This window comes from Agromyces sp. PvR057 (genome assembly GCF_040547485.1).
Taxonomy (GTDB): Bacteria; Actinomycetota; Actinomycetes; order Actinomycetales; family Microbacteriaceae; genus Agromyces.
In genome coordinates, this window is record NZ_JBEPPT010000004.1 from 169674 (window position 1) to 187898 (window position 18225).

The following is an 18225-nucleotide window of genomic DNA, read 5'->3' on the forward strand; positions in this document are numbered from 1 at the left end:
ATGACGGAATCCGCTCCACAGCTCGGCGGCGCCGCGGTGCGCGCCGAGGGATGGTCCTGGCGCCACGCCGGACGCCGCGACTGGGCGCTCAGCGGCCTCGACCTCGCCATCGAGCCGGGCGAGCGCGTGCTGCTGCTCGGCCCGTCGGGCGCGGGCAAGTCGACCCTGCTGCACGGACTCGGCGGCGTGCTCGGCGGGGCCGACGACGGCGACGAGCGCGGCCGGCTCCTGGTCGACGGCGCCCGGCCCGCCCGGCGTCGCGACCGCATCGGCATGGTCCTGCAGGATCCGGATTCCCAGGTGATCCTGTCGCGAGTGGGCGACGACGTCGCCTTCGGCATGGAGAACCTCCGCGTGCCGCGCGCGGACATCTGGGGCCGCGTGTCCCGGGCGCTCGACCTCGTCGGCCTCCGCACGCCGCTCGGTCACGACACGTCGGCACTCTCGGGGGGCCAGAAGCAGCGCCTCGCGCTCGCCGGCGTCATCGCCATGAACCCGGGCCTCATCCTCCTCGACGAGCCGACCGCGAACCTCGACCCCGTCGGCGTGCGCGAGGTGCGCGACGCGATCGCCGAGGTCGCGGCCCGCACGGGCGCCACGCTCATCGTGATCGAGCATCGCACCGAGGTGTGGCTGCCCGTGGTCGATCGGGTGATCGTCATGGACGCCGCTGGACGGATCATCGGCGACGGCGACCCCGATCGCGTGATCGAACGACAGCGCCCCGAACTGCTCGCCGCGGGCGTCTGGGTGCCCGGCGCGCCGACACCCGTCCTCGAGCGCACCCGGAGCGGCGACCCGTCGCTCCTGCTCACGGCGCGCGACCTGAGCGTCGGGCGGGCCGCGACGCGCCTCACCTCCAGCATCGACGTCGAGATCCGGAGCGGCCGCACCACCGCCGTCGTCGGCCCGAACGGCGCCGGCAAGTCCACGCTCGCCCTCACGCTCGGCGGGCTGTTGGCCCCCGGCAGCGGACGGCTCGAGGCGGCATCCGGATTCGCACCGGCCCGCCGCCCGGTCGAGCCCATCGCCTGGCGATCGAGGGAGCTCCTGTCGCGCATCGGCAGCGTGTTCCAGGATCCGGAGCACCAGTTCCTCGCCGCGACGGTGCGCGACGAACTCGCCGTCGGCCCGCGCGCCTTGAAGCAGGATGCCGCGACGATCGCCCGCACCACCGACGACCTGCTCGCGCGACTCTGCCTCGAGCACCTCGCCGACGCCAACCCGTACACGCTGTCGGGCGGCGAGAAGCGGCGCCTCTCGGTCGCGACGGCACTCGCGGCGAAGCCCGCGCTGATCATCCTCGACGAGCCGACGTTCGGCCAGGACCGACGCACCTGGGAGGAGCTCGTGAAGCTCATCGCCGAGATCGTCGACGCCGGCACGGCCGTCGTCGCGGTGACGCATGACGAGCCCTTCGTCTCGCTGCTCGCCGACGACGTGCTCGAGCTGCCGGCCTGGGACTCGCAGTTGGCCGAGGTGGCATCGTGAGCGCCGCGCGCCTCGACGTGAACCGGGCCAATCCGGTCACCCGCCTGCTCACCGCCCTGCTCATCGCGGTCGCCCTCGTGTTCAGCGTCGACTGGGTCTCGGGCCTCACCGCGCTCACCCTCGAGGTGCTCGTGCTCGCGACCACCGGCATCCCGTTCCGGCGGTTCCTCAAGCGCAGCATGCCGATCGTGATCGCGGCCGTGTTCACGGCGCTGACGATCCTGCTGTACGGCGCCCCGAGCGGGCGGATCCACGCCGAGTTCCTGCTCGTCGTCGTCAGCGACGGGTCGATCGAGCTCGCGATCGCGACGTTCCTCCGGGTGCTCGCGATCGCGCTGCCGTCGATCATGCTCTTCACGGATGTCGACCCGACCGAGCTCGCCGACGGCCTCTCGCAGGTGCTTCGACTGCCGGCGAGGTTCGTGCTCGGCGCCCTCGCCGGGTTCCGCCTCATCGGCCTGCTGCACCAGGACTGGACCTACCTCGGCTACGCGCGACGAGCTCGTGGCGTGGCCGACCACGGCCGCCTTCGCCGGTGGGCCGGCCAGGCGTTCGCGCTCCTCGTCTTCGCCGTGCGCCGGGGCGCCAAGCTCGCCACGGCGATGGAGGCCCGCGGCTTCGGCGCCCACCCCGTGCGCACCTGGGCCCGCGAGTCGACCGTCGGGGCACCGGATGCCGCGCTCCTCGCGATCGGGGTCATCATCAGTGCCGCGGCGATCACCGTGGCCGTCGCGACCGGAAGCTGGAACTTCATTGGAGCTCGCTGACCTCGCCGCGGGCCTGCGCGCGACGGGCGCGCGCTGCCTGCTCATCGACGGCCGGTCGGGCTCCGGCAAGTCCACGATCGCCTCCGCGCTCGCAGCGGTGTGGCCCGAGGCCGCCGTCATCCGCCTGGACTCGATCTATCCCGGCTGGGGCGGACTCGCCTGGGCGTCCGAGCACCTCCGCACGAGCGTGCTCGAGCCCAGGGCGCTCGGCCGCGAGGCGTCCTGGCGCGAATGGGACTGGACGTCGGGGAGCGCCGGCGCGTGGCATCCAGTGGACCCCGACCGCCCGCTCATCGTCGAGGGCGTCGGCAGCCTCACCGTCGCCAACCGCGCGCTGGCCGACGTCGCCCTCTGGGTCGAGCACGCCACCGCCGAGCGCAAGGCCCGCGCCCTCGCCCGCGACGGCGAGACGTACGTGCCGCACTGGGATGCCTGGGCCGCCCAGGAGGACGTCTTCATCGCGCAGAACCACCCCGAAGCCCTCGCCGACCTCATCGCCGTCCCGACCGACGGCGGCTTCGACCTCATGCAGACTGGAAGGACCCCATGACCACCCCCATCACGCTCGTGCTCGAGTACTTCCACCCCTGGCCGAACTCGGCCGGGTTCTACGTCGCCCGCGAGGCCGGGTGGTACGCGGATCAGGGCATCGACCTCGAGATCCGCACCGTCGACCCCGGCATCGGCGACGGCCTCGAGCACGTGAACCGCGGCCTCGCCGACCTCGCGGTCTTCCCCACGAACCGCCTGCTCGTGCGGGCCGAGCGGGGCGAGCAGCTGCACGCGCTCAGCGCGATCAACCAACGCGGACTCGAGACCGTGCGCACGCTCGAGCAGAGCGGCATCCGCACCCTCGCCGACCTCGAGGGCCGGCGCCTCGCCCTGAACCCCACCCCGCGCGGGCTCGCGATCGTTCGCGACCTCGTCGAGCGTGCCGGCGGCGACTTCGACCGCGTCGAGCTCGTGGACGCCGGCGTCCGCGAGCTCAGCGCCGCCGACCTCCTCAACGGCGAAGCGGATGCCACGTTCGGCTCGTACTGGGCGTGGGACATCCTGTTGACCGAGCAGCCCGACCTGCCGGAACGGCACTGGCGCGTCGACGACGAGCTCGGCATCCGGTACCACAGCTACCTGCTCGGCGGCGGACCGGTGGCCGCGCAGCTGCCGGCGCACGTCATCGACGGCTTCCTGGCCGCGACGGCCCGCGGGTTCGCGCACGCGGCCGCGAATCCGGCATCGACCGTCGACCTGTTCTCGACCGTCACGCCCTACTTCACCGAGGATGTCATCGCCCGGTCGCTCGAGGCGATCGCCCCCACGTGGTTCCACGACGGCCGCTGGGGCGGCATCCGCTCGGAGGCCATGGACCGGTATGCGGAGTGGATGGCCGCGAGCGGACTGATCGCGGATGCCGCGGGCTGGCGTCGCACGCTCGCCCCCGGCGCCATCACCGACCTCGAGGCGTCGGCCGCATGAGCGCGCCCGCCTTCCTCGACGCGCTCGACCTGCACGCGCAGCTGCGCTCCGCCGATGCACCGGTCGTCCTCGACGCGACCCTCGTCCTCCACCGCCCGCGGTTCGACGGGGACTTCCGCGCGGAGAGCGGCCGCGACCGCTGGCGCGAGGCGCACCTCCCCGGATCGCGGCATGTCGCCATCGACACGGAGTTCTCGGTGCCGCACGCCACGCACGACCACCACGCGCAACCGCAGGGCATCGCCGATCGGCTGGCGGCCCTCGGCGTCGGCGAGGGCACCCGCGTCGTGGTCTACGACAGCGTCGGGACGATCTGGGCCGCGCGCCTCTGGTACCTGCTCGACTGGATCGGCGTGCCGGTCAGCGTGCTCGACGGCGGTCTCGCCGCCTGGCGATCCGCCGGTCTCCCGATCGAGTCGGGCGACGACGCGACGGACTCGCCCGGTTCGGCGCGCCCGGCCCACGGCTGGGAGGCACACGCCGTCCGAGAGGCCTGGGTCGAACGCGACGAGATCGCGCTCGCCCGGAGCGGCGCGCTCGTCTGCGGGCTTCCCGCGTCGGCGTTCGCGGGTGCCGAGCCGACCCGCTACTCGAGGCGCGGCCACATCCCGGGCAGCATCAACGTGCCCGCACGCGCGCTCTTCGACCGTGACGGCCGCATCCTGCCGGTCGACGACATCCGCACTCGGTATCGGGATGCCGGGGCCGACCTCGACGGCGAACTGCTGCTGTACTGCGGCGGCGGCATCTCGGCCACGGCGAACGCGCTCGCACTGGCCCACGCGGGGCTCCGCAAGGTGCGGGTCTACGACGGTTCGCTCGAGGAGTGGAGCGCCGATCCGAGCCTCCCGCTCGAGACGGAGGAGGCGTTCGCCGCGAGTCGGTGATGCTGCCCGGCGCGGGGCCTCCTCAGCCCTGCTGTCCGAAGAACGCGGCGATCCGCCGCTGCCAGGACACCAGCACCCGAGGAGGTCGCGCCGGAGTGTGGTTCCGCGTGCGACCGGACCCGCGGAGCGCGGTGTTCGCCGTGTGCGCCGTGCGGTTGCGGGCGTCGCCATGGTGCCCTGCCGGGCGGCTCACGTGTGCCGGAACGCCGGGAACGCGGTGGGTCGCTTCGTGCAGGGCGTCGAGGAGCGGGCGCGTGTCGGTCATCGTGGTCTCTTCCGTCTCAGGCTTCTCTCGCAGTGATAGACCGGGACTCTATCACCGATAGAGCGACTCCTCAATCGCTGATAGATTTGCCTCCGGAGGTGGGGCCGGTGGCGCTGGACAGGCGGCAGATCGTCACCGAGGCCGTCGCGCTGCTCGACGCGGACGGCCTCGACGGGGTCACGTTGCGCAAGCTCGCGGCCAGGCTCGGCGTGCAGCAGCCCACGCTCTACTGGCACCTGCCGAACAAGGCGGCCCTGATCACGGCGATCGCCGACGCCATCCTCGAGCAGCAGTTCCCCGAGCTGGTGCCGCCGAATCCAGACGAGCCCTGGCAGGAGTGGCTGGTCGGCCTGGCCGAGCGGCTGCGCCGAGCCCTGCTGGCCCATCCCGACGGCGCTCGGATCATCTCGACCTCGCAGACCTCCCTGCGGATGGCCGGGATCTCCGAACTCGCGATCAGCACCCTCGTGGCCCGCGAGGTTCCCCTTCGCCGGGCCCGGCTCATCGTGCTGACCGTCGAGCACTTCACGGTCGGCCATGTCCTCGAGGAGCAGACGGGGCCTCCCGCCACGGGTTCCGCCCCGGACTTCGACCTGGAGGCGTTCACCACGGCCCACCCGACGGTCGTCGCCGGCATCGCCGAGTACTTCCAGGACGGGCGCACTCCCGACGACCTGTTCCGCGATTGCCTGGGCGTGATCATCCGGGGCGCAGCCGCGACGGCCGGACCGACGCGCTGACGAACCCGCACGCCGACGCCGTCACACGCCGACGCGCGCATCCTTCGCGCCGGCCGCGTCGAGATGTCGGCGGGCGGCACCGATCGCGAGGCGAGCGTGCTCCTTCGCCCCCACCTGCGCGACGAGCATCGCCCGCGGGATCTCGAGCGCGTAGGGAATTCCTGCCGGCAGGGCGGCGAGGATGCCGAGCATGTCGAGCTCGCCCTCGCCAGGGAAGAGGCGCTCGAAGCGGGCCGTGTGGATGAGCCCCGCCGTCGTCGTCGGAATCTCCGCGGGGGCGTCGCAGACGTGGGCGTAGTGGAACCAATCGCGCGGAAGCATCCGCAACTCGTCGACGCTGGATCCCGACCTCGCGAAGTGGAGGAGGTCGATGAGCAGCCCGGCGTTGGGCTGGTCGGCTGCCCGCAGGACGCGGGTCGCCTCCGCCAGGTTCGGCGTCTCCGTCCATGACGGGAACTCGAGGTCGATGGTCAGGCCCAACGGCGCGGCGAGCTGGCACAGCTCGGCGAAGCGATCCGTCTTGCGCGCGAAGTCGGCATCCGGCAGTTGCGTGATGACGTGTCGCGCTCCGAGCTCGGCGCCGGCCTCCAGGAAGCGCAGGTAATCACGCGGACTGTCGCCGGACGTGAAGCGCGCGAGCTCGACATCGAGGACCTCGATGCCGGTGGCCGCGAGGTGCGTCTTGGTGGCCCGCATCAATGCCGGGTCGTACGTCAGCGGGTAGTGGGGCTCCTGCGCGGTGACCTTCGTCATGCGGAGGCCGACGTAGCGGTATCCGGAGGCGGCTGCGGCATCGACGAGTTCGGGCGGCGACAGGCTCAAGGCGGTCAGGTGGGCGAGCGAGTAGTCGTGCCGGTGATCGATCGACGGCTCCGTCGGTGCGGTCGCCAGCATCCGCAACCGCTGGCGGCGATGCGCGGCCATGCGCAACGGGACGCTGTGGGGGTCGCCGAAGCCGTCGTAGCCGTCGATGCGCTGGACCACCTCGAAGAAGACGCGCGACCCCAGCATCTCCGTGAAGAAGTGCAGGAACTCGCCCCGCCCGTCGCGGTCGTAGAGGACGGAGTTCTCGCGCAGGCCGTCGAGCATGCCGTCCGGCAGGGGAATGCGCGCGTCGAGGTCGTCGTAGTAGTTACCGGGAATCTCGAGGATCGGGGCCCCGCGCTCGCGCAGCGCCTTCGCGCACGCGATCGCGTCGTCGGTGGCGAAGGCGAGGAGCTGGGGACTCGACACGCCCGGCGCCCAGTCGCCGCGCCGGAGCGGTGTCGTGCTCAACCCGATGCGCACACGCCCGCCCGGGTCTCGCGCCGACCAGTTCCGGATGACGCCGAACGGGGCCGTGATCTCGGTCGACTCCCCCGGCACGAGGCCGAGGACGGTGCGGAAGAACAACGCCGTCTGATCGAAGTCGTCGATCGACTCCGTGATCGAGACGTGGTCGATCTCCCGGAGGATCGGAGGCTGCACGGCCTGCGACCCGGTCGGCGTGAAGTCCTCGAGCCATCGACTGCGGCCGGCCGAGTCGCAGAAGAAGAGGGCCGTGCCGTCGGGCGCGGCCACCGAGCCCAGGTCGGTCTCGTCCGGGCCGCGACGTCGTGCGAGCTTCGGTGCCAACAGGCGCTCCGCCCGCCGCATCGACCCCGGCGGGTCGGCGCTCTCCACGGCGAGCGCGCTGATCGATGCGGTGGCGGGATCGATGGATCGCTCCGGGGCGAGGTTGAGCAGGACCCGGGCGCTCCCCTGCTCCCACAACTGCACCGGCTTCGATCGGTGCTGCCCGGAATGGGTGAACCCGAGGGCGCCGAGAGCGCGAGAGACGAGCGGGGCCGAGACCTCGTCGACGGCGAGCTCGGCGAACGCGAACCCGCCGAGTCGTGGCGCCGGGGGCAGGACGTCGGTACGTCGTTCGGCGAGGCTCCCCCGCCCGCGGGCCGCCACCGCCTCGGCGAGCGCACGCATCGCGCGCATCGCGTCGGTGGCGGCGTGCCGGGGATCCTCCTGTTGGTAGACGTCGTTGAACACCTCGAGGGCGATGGGACCCGTGTAGCCCTTGGACAGGACCCGGCCGAGGAAGCCGGCGACGTCGAGCGAGCCCTGCCCCGGGAAGAGGCGGGAGTGCAGGCTCCACTCCCGGACGTCCATGTTCAGGCGCGGCGCATCGGCCAGCTGGACGTGGAACACCTTGTCGCCGTCGATGCCGTCGATCGCAGCGGGATCGTTCCGCATCGAGAGCACGTGGAAGCTGTCGAGGCAGAGTCCCAGTGCGGGATGGTCGACGTCTCGGACGAGGCGCCACGCATCCTCGTGGCTGCGGACCCGACCCCAGGGCACGGCCTCGTACGCGAGCCGCACTCCACGCAGCGCGGCACGTTCGGCCAGGTCGTGGAGCTGTTCGGCGGCGAGCCCGTCGTCGTCGACTCCCCTCGCGGTGCGCGCCGAGCAGCACACGAGGATGCGCGCGCCCAACTCGGCCAGCAGGTCGAACTTGCGCTCGGCGTGACGCAGGCTCGCGCCGAACAGCTCGCGTGGGAGCGTCTCGACGTGGAGCGGCTGGTAGACGTCCAGCGACAGGCCGAGGCCCGCCGCCTCCTCGGCCACCCGGCCAGGCGACCAGGACGACATGACGAGGTCGTACTCGAGCAGTTCCACCCCGGCGAAGCCCGCGGCGGCGGCGGCGCGCAGCTTGTCCTCGAGCGTGCCGGCCAGGCAGACGGTCGAGATGGAGACATCCTCCGCGCTCGGCACGACGGTCATGTGCGGACCTCCTGAACGATCGATGGCCTGATCAGTCCGTCGCGACGTGTTCGACCGTCTCGCCGGGCGAGTAGATGTCGAGGATGTTCCAGTGCCCTGTGGTCGGCGTCGGCACGTTGACCATCGCGACGTCGATCACGACGGGACCGCCGGTGCCGATCGCACGCTCGAGGGCCGGCTTGAACCCGGCGGCGGACTCGACGCGGATGCCGACGACGCCATAGGCCTGCGCGATGGCGGCGAAGTCCGTGTACATGGGATCCTCGGCGGTGCCGAAGACGGTCCCGTAGGTCGTGTCGAACGCCGCCTTCTCGAGCCCCGCGATGGTGCCGAACGCGTTGTTGTTCATCACGACCCAGACGACGGACACGTTCTCCTCGCGCGCCGTGGCGAGGACCGCGGGGTTCTGCCCGAAGCCCCCGTCGCCGACGAGCGAGACGACGACGCGATCCGGACGGGCGATCTTGGCCCCCACGGCGGCCGGAGCGCCGAACCCCATGGTCGCGAACCCTCCGGGCGTGAGGAACGTGCCCGGCGTGAGGATGTCGAACTGCTGACCGACGCCGTTCTTGTTCCACCCGACATCCGTGGTGATGATCGCGTCGGGCGGGAGCACCTCCCGGGTCTCGGCGAGGATCCGTTCGGGCCGCATCGGCCACGCGTCCGAGACCTGCGCGTCCGCGTTCCGGAGCTTCACGTCGGCGCGGGTCTCGGCGATCCGCGCGAGGAGGTCGTCGCGCCGGACACCGGTCGGGGCGAGTCGACGCGCGACGCGGACGAGCACGCTCAGCGCGGCCTTGAGGTCTGCGAGCGCACCGATCTCGAGCGGGTAGTTGCGCCCCAGCTCGGCGGGATCGATGTCGATCTGCATGAGATTCGTGGCCGGGATGTCGAAGGTGTAGTCGGGATACCACGAGCTCGAGTCCGCCTCCGCGAACCGGGTGCCGAGCGCCAGGATCCAGTCGGCGGTCCGCGTCGTCTCGTTGGTGAAGGCCGTCCCCCAGAAGCCCGTCATGCCGAGGACCAGGGCGCTGTCGTCCGGCATCGCGCCCTTGCCCATGAGGCTGTGCGCGACCGGCAGCGACAGCAGCCCCGCGAACTCGGCGAGCTCGGATGCCGCGTCCGCCGCGACGATGCCGCCGCCGACGTACAGGACAGGCCGCTCGGCGTCGAGCAGGTTCTGCACGATCAGCTCCGCGGTCGCCTCGTCGAGACTCGGCTTCACGAGCGATCGGGTGTTGCCGACCACCTTGTCGAACAGCGCGACCTCGACCTCCGCCGAGAAGACGTCCATGGGCACGTCGACGAGGACGGGGCCGGGGCGACCGCTCTCCGCGAGGGTGAACGCCCTGTCGAGCACCTCGGCGATGAGGTGGGGCTGGTCGACGCGCCACGCGCGCTTGACGAAGGGTCGATAGATCTCGTACTGAGCGGCGTCGGCGTGGAGGTTGATCTCCTGATGCGGGTGCTTGCCGAAGTAGTGCGTCGGCACGTCGCCGGCGATGACCACCATCGGAATCGAGTCGAGTGCGGCGTTCGCGACCCCGGTCGTGGCGTTCGTCAGGCCCGGCCCGAGGTGGGTCAGCACGACGCCCGCCCGCTTGGTCACCCGTGCATAGCCGTCTGCCGCGTGGGCGGCGATCTGCTCGTGACGCACGTTCACGAACGAGATGCGCTCGCTCTGCTCGAGCGCGGCCAGCAGCGCGATGTTCGTGTGCCCGCAGAGCCCGAAGACGTGCTCGACCTCACGCGCTTCGAGGTATCGGACGATCTGGTTGGACACCAGGTCCTTCATCGGGTTCTCCTTCATTGTTCGCGTTCGAGCGGGACGGGTCGGTGAGCCGGACCCGTGTACGTGTAGCCGATGGACTTCGGCACCGGGCCCTTGATGCGGCCGCCCTGCCTCATCTGCTCGATGGTGTGGGCGAGGATGCCGACCGAGCGCGCGAGGATGAAGACCCCGCGCCCGAGCTCGGGGGTGAACCCGAGCTCGCAGTAGATGACGGCCGTCACGCCGTCGACGTTCATGGGGATGGGCTTGGCCTTCCCCTCGTTGATGGCGTCTTCGACGGCCTGCCCGATCGCGGCGAAGCGGCCGTCGACCACCCCGTTCGCCGCGGCCTCGTCCACGAGCGAGAGCAGGGGTTCCTTGCGCGGATCGAGCGGATGGAATCGATGGCCGAATCCCGGGAAGTATCGGACGCCGGCGTCACGATGGCGCTGCAGCACGGTCCGGGCCGCCTCGTCGAGGTCGCCGCCGCGCGCCAGTTCGGCCTCCACCTCGAGGTACAGCTCCATGCACTGCTGGCCGGGGCCGCCGTGGATGTCGTCGAGCACGTTGATCCCCGACGCCATCGCGCTGTTGACCGGCGACCCGCACGTCGTCGCCATCCGTGCGATCGCGATCGACGGGGCCTGGGGTCCGTGGTCGACGGACGCCACGAGCGCGGCTTCGAACAGCGCCGCCTGGGCGCGCGTCGGCAGTTCGCCCCGCACCATGAGCCAGATCGTGTCGACGAAGCCCACGTTGCCGATGAGCTCCTGGATCGGATAGCCGCGCAGCGCGATCTCACCCGGGCTGATGTCGATGATGTCCGTCTGCCACCATTGCCGGGCCTCGTCGACGAGCGCCTCGGGCGACTCCCCCGGCGCCGTCTCGCGCCCCTCGCGTCGCTCGTTCACCGTGCGGCCACCGGCGGCATGACGGATGTCTCGAGCTCGGCGTCGTAGAAGTCGCCGAACAGGTCCTCATCCGATGGGCGGTCCTCGGCGATCGTGCGGGCGACCCACGTCGTGTTCAGGTAGTGGCGGAGCGAGACGTTCTCGGAGGTGATGTTGCCGCCCCAGGTGCCGCATCCCATGGAGGAGGTCATCGGCATCCCGTTCGTGAACGAGCCCGCGTTGGCCTTCGAGTTCGGCTGCCGAACCATGATCCGCGAGACCGGCATGTGCCTGGCGAAGTAGTCGATGTGCGCGTCGTCCGTCGACGCGATGCCGCAGGAGTGGCCCTTGCCGCCGATGTCGTAGAGCCGCTTGGCGAGTTCGACGCCGTCCTCGAAACCGCCCTCGTAGGCGTGGACCGCCATCAGCGTCGTGAGCTTCTCCTTGCAGAACTGCCGATCCTCGTCGATGCCGTCGCCCTCGACCACGATGAACCTGCTGTCCGCGGGGATGTCGAACCCTGCCGCCGCCGCGAGCACCTGTGGTGAGACGGCGACGGTGTCGGGAAGGCGGTGGCCCTCGTCATCCCACATCACGCCCTGAAGCGCCGCGCGCTCCTCCGCCGTCGCGAGGTATCCGCCCTCGGCCTGGAGCGCGTCGAGCATGTCGCGGTAGCGGGTCGCAGGCACCAGCACGTTCCCGTCGGCCGAGCAGCCCGAGCCGAAGTCCGACGTCTTCGACAGCATGCAGTTGCGCGCCGTCTCGGCCAGGTCGGCCGTCTCGTCGACGAACTCGGTCGCGTTGCCCGCGCCCACCCCGTAGGCGGGCGTCCCCGAACTGTAGGCCGCGCGAACCAGCCCTTGGCCACCCGTGGCGATCACGAGGTCTGCGCGGCGCATGATCTCCTGCGATGCCGCGAGGCTCGGCAGCGTGATGCACTGCAGGATGTCGGCCGGGGCACCCTCCGCCTCGAGGGCCTCGCGCATGAGGCGGACGGTCTCGAGCGTCGTGTCCTTCGAGCGCGGGTGGGGTGAGAACACCACCACGTCGCGCGCCTTGATGGCGTAGATCGCGTTGCCGGCGGGCGTCAGGTCGGGGTTCGTGGTCGGTACGACGCATCCGATGACGCCGACCGGCTTGCCGTACTTGACGAGCCCCTTCTCGACATCCTCCTCGATGATGCCGACGGACGGACTGCGAAGGGCATCGCGGAGCACGCCGCGGATCTTCATCCGCTTGTTCATGCGGCTGTCGAAGTCGCCGAGGCCGGACTCGTCGATGCCCATGCCGACCAGCCGATGGAACGCGGACCGGTTCGCGACGGCCCACGCGACGGCTCGGATCAAGCGGTCGACGCGGGCCTGATCGTACGTCTCGATGATCGCGAGCGCCGCCTGCGCGCGGGCGAACACCTCGTCGAGTTCCTGCTCCTGTTCGGGCGACAGGGATTTGGGTGCTGAAGCAGCCATGACAACTCCGTCCATGGGCATTGATGCCGACTGCCGCATGGTAGGCACACGGTGCGGGCGCCGCCAAAGGCTGTCCCACTGGGCAGAAAAGCCCCTGAGTCGCCCCTGGGTCGCCCCGCCGCAGCCAGCACCGGTTGTACCACTCGATGAGCCGCGCGGTTGCCCGCCGATGCCCTCAGGGTTAGCGTCCGAGCGCTGGCAGGTGCCGCCGGATCCCGGATCACGCGGTCCGGCCGGCGCCTTGGAGCAACGGCGGTCGGGCGCGAGTCCGAACGCCGCCGATCAACGACGATCAAGGAGTCAACGGATGCGAACACGGCTGATCACGAGATTGGGCATCGCGGGAATCGGGGCACTGGTCGTGCTCGCGGGAACCGCCCTCCCCGCCAACGGGCTGGCGGACTCGACCGAGCCCGTCCCACCCGTCGGCCTGACGGGCCTCGAGCCGACCGGTGCCGACATGCCCACCGTGGGCGGCAACCTCGGCAACCAGCACTATTCGGGGCTGACGGAGATCACGAAGCGGAACCTGAAGCACCTCGCCCCGGCCTGGCGCACCCACGTCTCCGCCGCCGCGCCCGCATCCGATGACACCGGCCAGCAGACGACGCCCATCGTCGTCGACGGCGTGATCTACCTCGACACGCCGAGCGGCGGCGTGGTCGCGGTCGACGGCGCCTCGGGCGATCCCGTCTGGAAATGGGAGAACGGCGTCTACGGGCTCTCGGGCACCCGGCGCGGCGTCTCCGCCGGCGACGGCCGGATCTTCACCCTGGCCGGAGACAACCACGTCGTCGCGCTCGACGCGGCGACGGGGGCGGAGGTCTGGGCGGTGCAGCCGACCGGACCCGCCGGCGAGGACCTCGGACGCGTCGGCAAGGTCGCGACCGTGTACGCCGACGGCATCGTCTACGCCCACGCGGCGGACGGCGATCGCGGCGCCGTCGTCGCGCTGGACGCGTCGGACGGCTCGTACCTCTGGCACTTCTTCGGCGGACCGAAGCGGGGCGAGCAGTTCACCGGGATCGACGGGGTGACCTTCGACGCCTCGGAGACATGGGGTCCGGTGCTGCCGGACGGCACGGACTGCGCCGAGGAGGGCGGAGCCACCTCGTGGATGCACGGCGCGGTGGACCCCGAGCTCGGCATGTACATCATGACCTTCGGCAACGCCCGCAGCTGCACGTCATCGCAGGACGGCTCGCTCCGACCCGGCGACAACCTCTTCTCGAGCACGATGGTGGCCGTCGATGCCACCACCGGTGCGTACAAGTGGCATTACCAGTCGATCCGCCACGACGTCTGGGACATGGACAACGTCCACCCGCCGACGCTGGCGGACATCCGGGTGGGCGGCGAGGAACGGAAGGTCGTCTTCTACGGCAGCAAGTCGGGCCACCACTTCGTGCTCGACCGCACGAACGGAGAACCGGTGCTGCCCGTGATCGACAAGCCCATGATCACCGACTCGCGCCAGAACCACGCCGCGACCCAGCCGTTCCCGGCGAGCCGGCTGCTGCCCGAATGCCTCGTCTGGGAGAAGCTCGACCCCGAGAACATCCCCGGCGACCCCTGGCGCGGCGTCCCGAACTACAACGGGTACCAGCCCGACGCCGACGGCAACCTCGTCTTCAACCCCGACAGCTACGTCGCGGCCGACGAGCCCTTCCTCACCTACCCCGACGGCCACCCGTCGGGGCACCGCGAGGGCTGCATGTACGACCCGCAGTGGGACCTGCCGATCCTGTCGACCACCAGCCAGAACGGCGGCGGCGACTGGTCGAACCACGCGTACAGCCACAGCACGAACCTCGTCTACTTCCCGTACGGCACGAACCCGGTGGCGCACTACAACGGGGCGTCCGCGAACGGCCTGCGGGCCATCGGCCAGTACCAGACCGGCGGGATCCTCGCCTACGACGCCTCGACCGGTGAGGTGGCGTGGAAGAACCACCTCGGCACGGACATGTCGCATGGCCAGGGGCCGCTGGCGACGGCATCCGACCTGCTCTTCGTCGGGCAGATCGACGGTGAGCTGCTCGCGATGGATGCCGCGGACGGCGAGGTGCTCTGGAACTTCCAGACGGGCTCGGGCATCGCGTCCGCGCCGGTCACCTACGAGGTCGACGGCGAGCAGTACGTCGCCGTGTTCGCCGCCGGGTCGACCAACCCGTACGGCGGATCGGTCACCCAGGGCGACTCGCTCTGGTCGTTCAAGCTCGGCGGGGAGTACACGACCGAGTCGGGGAGCCCGGAAGGCCCGGACACGGCACCGCTGACGATCCGTCGCCCCGTGGGCGGCGCGGCCGCCGCGGGCGAGGCCGTCGGCAACACGGTGCTCCTCGCCCGAGCCAACCGCACCGACGACACCGCCGCGGCGCGCGACAGCGTGTCGCAGAACGGCATGCAGCCCACGCACCTGCGGGTGCCGGTCGGCACGACGGTCACCTTCCGCAATCCGGGGGCCGAGACGTTCCCGAACTTCCCGAACGTGAAGGCGCATTGCGCGACGCAGTTCTTCGAGGGCGAGTTCGACGTCGAACTGGCGCCGGGCGAGACGTACGAGCACACGTTCGAGCGCGCGGGCGAGTACTTCTTCAACGACTGCACCGACCCTCGTCCGACGGGCAAGATCGAGGTGGTCCTCGAGCCGACGGACCAGCCGGGCGCGCTGAGATTCGTGCCGGGCAAGCTGCAGCTCGGCGACAGTGGCGGGTGGCTCAGCCGGCTGAACCAGAAGGTGACGGCGACGTTCGACCTTCCGGCCGGCTACGAGTACGAGGGCGGAGCACAGCTGCTCACCCCGTTGTCGACGAACCCGGTGGAGGCCTCCGCCGTCCGGAGCACCGGCACATGGTTGACGAAGGCGACGAAGCGCACGTGGCTGATCCTCCAGTTCGACAAGGCGGACCTCGACCACAACGTGCCGGAGGGCGCGACATCGCTCACGTTCGAGGCGAACTTCCTGCATGACGGCGTGCAGGAGCGCCTCACCTCCACGGCGACCGTGACCGTCGTCAAGTAGCCCGATCCCGACGCGACACCGATCCGCCTCCGGCTTCCACGTCGGAGGCGGATCGTTGTGTGCGGGAGGTGTCCCATTCGGCGAGACTCGACTTTGCACGCACCTGATCGCAGACCAGAGTCGCAGGGGCAGCGATGTGCGCGAGCACCCCCGGCCCCGCATCAACAGAGAGGTTGACCATGCATCCCGACACCGTGGCGGTGACGCCATGACCGATGAGGAACGCGACCCGGAGCCCGAGCCGGGTCGGCCCGACGAGTCCGAAGACGCCCCGCGCAAGGGGACGGAGGCCGTGCTCGGAGACTCGATCTATCCGCACACCAGCACCTTCTACGCGGGCCCCGAACTCAACACGGGCGTCCCCGCGGATCCCGTGTTCATCCGCGTGCTCTCGAAGGTCGAGATCACGATCGGCGTCGCGCTCTTCGCGCTCATCGTCTTCGGCACCATGTACCAGGTGCTCGGCCGCTACTTCCCGTCGATCGGCTGGGTCGGCGCAGGCGAGGTCGCGCTCATGTCGATGATCGCCATGACCTTCATCACGACCGGCTACCTCGTCGGCAAGAACGGCCACATCGTGCTCGAGATCTTCGACGAGATGCTCGCCGGCACCCGGCTCTTCATCGCGTTACGGGTCGTCTCCGCGGTCATCATGGTCGCGACGAGCCTCGCGCTCGCGTACGAGGCGTTCGTGAAGATCGAGGCCGAGTGGGGCCGGCTCAGCGCGGCGCTGCACATGCCGGTGGGCGTGCTGTACCTCTTCGCCCTCGTCGGCTTCCTGTCGGCCGCGATCCACTCCGGCTTCAAGATCCCGTACGCGAACCGCCCGGAGCGCAAGCTCGACATCGGCGAGATGGAAGGCTGATCCTTGGACCTCTGGCTCTACATCCTGCTGTTCGTCGTCTTCCTCCTGCTGCGTGTGCCCGTCGCCTTCGCGATGATCGCATCGAGCATGCTGTACTTCTACAGCCACGGTCTCTCGGCCGGCTACGCGATCTCCTCGGTGGTGAACGGGATCAACAGCTTCCCGCTGCTCGCCGTGCCGCTCTTCATCTTCGTCGGCACGGTCGCGAACCAGCTCGGCATCGCCACGCGACTCTACGACCTCGCCCGGGCGGCCCTGCCACGACTCCGGGGAAACCTCGCCTACGTCAATCTCGGCACGGCGATCGGGTTCTCCTGGATCAGCGGCTCAGCCCTCGCGGATGCGGCGTCGACCAGCAAGGTGCAGATCCCCCAGATGCTCAAGGCGGGATACCCGTACGGGTTCTCGGCCGGCCTCACGGCATCCGGATCGCTCATGAGCACCGTCATGCCGCCGAGCATCCCCGCCGTGCTCTTCGCCGCGACCGCCTCGATCTCGACCGGCGCCCTGTTCGCCGGCTCGATCATCCCGGCGATGCTCATGGCGCTGGGGCTCGCCGCCTACGTCTTCTTCTGGGTGCGTCGCCACCCCGACGTCGCGAAGACCCAGCCGTTCGTCGGGTCGATGCTCGCCAAGGCCGCCGTTCGGGTGATCGGGCCGGCGCTGCTGCCGGTGATCATCCTGGGCGGCATCTTCAGCGGACTGTTCACGCCGACCGAGAGCGCGGGCATCGCGGCGGTCTACATGCTCATCCTCGGCGCGATCTACCGCACCCTGACCTGGCGCGTCTTCTGGAATGCGGCCAAGGAGACGGTCATCATCTCCGCCGGGATCCTCCTGATCCTCGGTGCGTCGAACCTCATGGGCCAGGTGCTCGCGCGCGAGCAGGTCTCCCGCGCACTGGGCGAATGGCTCACCGGGTTCACCGACAACCCGATCGTCTTCCTGCTGATGCTGAACCTCCTCCTGATCCTGCTCGGCATTCCCCTCGAGGCCCCACCGGTGATCCTGGTGCTCGTGCCCATCCTCATGCCGATCATCGGGCAGTTCGGCATCGACCCGGTGCAGCTCGGCGTCATCATGATCCTGAACCTCATGATCGGGTCGCTCACGCCACCGGTCGGAGCCGTGCTCTTCGTCGTTGGGTCCATCACGCGAAGGCCGATGGGCGAGCTGTTCCGGGGAATCCTGCCCTTCCTGATCCCGCTCGGCGTCGTCCTGCTGCTCCTGACCCTGTTCCCGGTGATCGTCACGAGCCTGCCGACCTGGCTCGGCTTGATGTAGCGCGAGGGTGCCCCGGGAATCCGCTTCGCGGGCACCTCACGCAGGCCACCGGATGCCGCGGGAGACCGCAGGACGCGAGAAGGGGAACGAACATGGCCAGAGGGCTCTTCGTGCTGAACGGCTCGAACCTCAACATGCTGGGCCGGCGCCAACCCGAGGTGTACGGCCGCGCGACGCTCGACGACGTGCGAGGCGACTGCGAGCGGGTCGCCGACGAGCTCGGGTTCGAGCTCTTCTTCGCCCAGTCGAACGCCGAACACGAGCTCGTCGAGTGGGTGCACGACGCCTTCCGCCAGGAGGCGGCCGTCGTGATCAATCCCGCCGGATTCAGCTTCGGGTCCGTGCCGCTGCTCGATGCGCTCCGGATGCTCGTCACGCCCGTCGTCGAGGTGCACATCACGAACATCCACGCCCGCGAGGCCGTCTACCACCACTCCCTCATCTCACCGGTCGCTCGCGTCGTCATCGCTGGCGCGGGCGTGTACGGCTACGAACTGGCGATCCGTGCCGCCGACCGTTCGGCGCCCGCGGGCTGATCTGC

The 18225-nt window shown here is 70.4% G+C and carries 15 protein-coding genes; 10 read left to right on the forward strand and 5 right to left on the reverse strand.

Annotated features, from left to right (window positions below):
• The 5 genes from ABIC29_RS15460 to ABIC29_RS15480 are packed head-to-tail and all read left to right on the forward strand — an operon-like array spanning position 1 to position 4621.
• Positions 1-1491 (forward strand): ABC transporter ATP-binding protein, encoded by a 1491-nt coding sequence (locus ABIC29_RS15460; RefSeq protein ID WP_354246770.1) that lies wholly within the window; start codon positions 1-3, stop codon positions 1489-1491.
• Complete coding sequence (locus ABIC29_RS15465) at positions 1488-2258, forward strand: energy-coupling factor transporter transmembrane component T family protein (protein ID WP_354246773.1); 771 nt, start codon at positions 1488-1490, stop codon at positions 2256-2258. Before ABIC29_RS15460 ends, ABIC29_RS15465 begins: the two co-directional genes overlap by 4 nt.
• The gene (locus ABIC29_RS15470) at positions 2245-2808 is read left to right on the forward strand and encodes a nucleoside/nucleotide kinase family protein (protein WP_354246776.1); all 564 of its coding nucleotides are present in this window, start codon (positions 2245-2247) and stop codon (positions 2806-2808) included. Before ABIC29_RS15465 ends, ABIC29_RS15470 begins: the two co-directional genes overlap by 14 nt.
• Positions 2805-3734, forward strand: coding sequence for an ABC transporter substrate-binding protein (locus ABIC29_RS15475; protein ID WP_354246779.1), 930 nt, complete (start codon positions 2805-2807; stop codon positions 3732-3734). Before ABIC29_RS15470 ends, ABIC29_RS15475 begins: the two co-directional genes overlap by 4 nt.
• Positions 3731-4621 carry a sulfurtransferase gene (locus tag ABIC29_RS15480; RefSeq protein WP_354246782.1) on the forward strand — a complete coding sequence of 297 codons (891 nt, stop codon included), beginning with the start codon at positions 3731-3733 and terminating at the stop codon, positions 4619-4621. The genes ABIC29_RS15475 and ABIC29_RS15480 overlap by 4 nt, the downstream gene beginning before the upstream one ends.
• A gap of 22 nt (positions 4622-4643) precedes the next feature.
• Here ABIC29_RS15480 and ABIC29_RS15485 read toward each other — a convergent pair whose 3' ends face one another.
• Positions 4644-4886: a hypothetical protein gene (locus ABIC29_RS15485; RefSeq protein ID WP_354246785.1), complete on the reverse strand. Its 243-nt coding sequence runs from the start codon at positions 4884-4886 to the stop codon at positions 4644-4646.
• Positions 4887-4993: 107 nt separating this feature from the next.
• On the opposite strand from ABIC29_RS15485, the gene ABIC29_RS15490 reads away from it, so the two are divergent.
• A complete protein-coding gene (locus tag ABIC29_RS15490; RefSeq protein WP_116085298.1) occupies positions 4994-5626 on the forward strand; it encodes a TetR/AcrR family transcriptional regulator C-terminal domain-containing protein in 633 nt (210 codons plus the stop codon).
• A 21-nt stretch (positions 5627-5647) separates the two neighbouring features.
• On the opposite strand, the gene ABIC29_RS15495 is transcribed toward ABIC29_RS15490, so the two are convergent.
• The 4 genes from ABIC29_RS15495 to ABIC29_RS15510 are packed head-to-tail and all read right to left on the reverse strand — an operon-like array spanning position 5648 to position 12510.
• Positions 5648-8380, reverse strand: a complete 2733-nt coding sequence (locus ABIC29_RS15495; RefSeq protein ID WP_354246789.1) for a TIM barrel protein — start codon at positions 8378-8380, stop codon at positions 5648-5650.
• A gap of 31 nt (positions 8381-8411) precedes the next feature.
• Positions 8412-10175, reverse strand: coding sequence for a thiamine pyrophosphate-binding protein (locus ABIC29_RS15500; protein WP_354246792.1), 1764 nt, complete (start codon positions 10173-10175; stop codon positions 8412-8414).
• An 11-nt stretch (positions 10176-10186) separates the two neighbouring features.
• Positions 10187-11062, reverse strand: a complete 876-nt coding sequence (locus tag ABIC29_RS15505; protein ID WP_354246795.1) for a citryl-CoA lyase — start codon at positions 11060-11062, stop codon at positions 10187-10189.
• Positions 11059-12510: an aldehyde dehydrogenase family protein gene (locus ABIC29_RS15510; RefSeq protein WP_354246798.1), complete on the reverse strand. Its 1452-nt coding sequence runs from the start codon at positions 12508-12510 to the stop codon at positions 11059-11061. The genes ABIC29_RS15505 and ABIC29_RS15510 overlap by 4 nt, the downstream gene beginning before the upstream one ends.
• 307 nt (positions 12511-12817) lie before the next feature.
• Between ABIC29_RS15510 and ABIC29_RS15515 the strand changes: the two genes are divergently transcribed.
• The 4 genes from ABIC29_RS15515 to ABIC29_RS15530 all read left to right on the forward strand — a co-directional run bounded on the left by ABIC29_RS15515 (position 12818) and on the right by ABIC29_RS15530 (position 18220).
• On the forward strand, positions 12818-15535 hold the full coding sequence (locus tag ABIC29_RS15515; RefSeq protein ID WP_354246801.1) for an outer membrane protein assembly factor BamB family protein: 2718 nt from the start codon (positions 12818-12820) through the stop codon (positions 15533-15535).
• Positions 15536-15743: 208 nt separating this feature from the next.
• Positions 15744-16400, forward strand: coding sequence for a TRAP transporter small permease (locus ABIC29_RS15520; protein ID WP_354246804.1), 657 nt, complete (start codon positions 15744-15746; stop codon positions 16398-16400).
• A gap of 3 nt (positions 16401-16403) precedes the next feature.
• Positions 16404-17684 (forward strand): TRAP transporter large permease, encoded by a 1281-nt coding sequence (locus tag ABIC29_RS15525; RefSeq protein ID WP_354246807.1) that lies wholly within the window; start codon positions 16404-16406, stop codon positions 17682-17684.
• A 92-nt stretch (positions 17685-17776) separates the two neighbouring features.
• On the forward strand, positions 17777-18220 hold the full coding sequence (locus tag ABIC29_RS15530) for a type II 3-dehydroquinate dehydratase (RefSeq protein ID WP_354246810.1): 444 nt from the start codon (positions 17777-17779) through the stop codon (positions 18218-18220).
• Positions 18221-18225 lie beyond the last annotated feature (5 nt).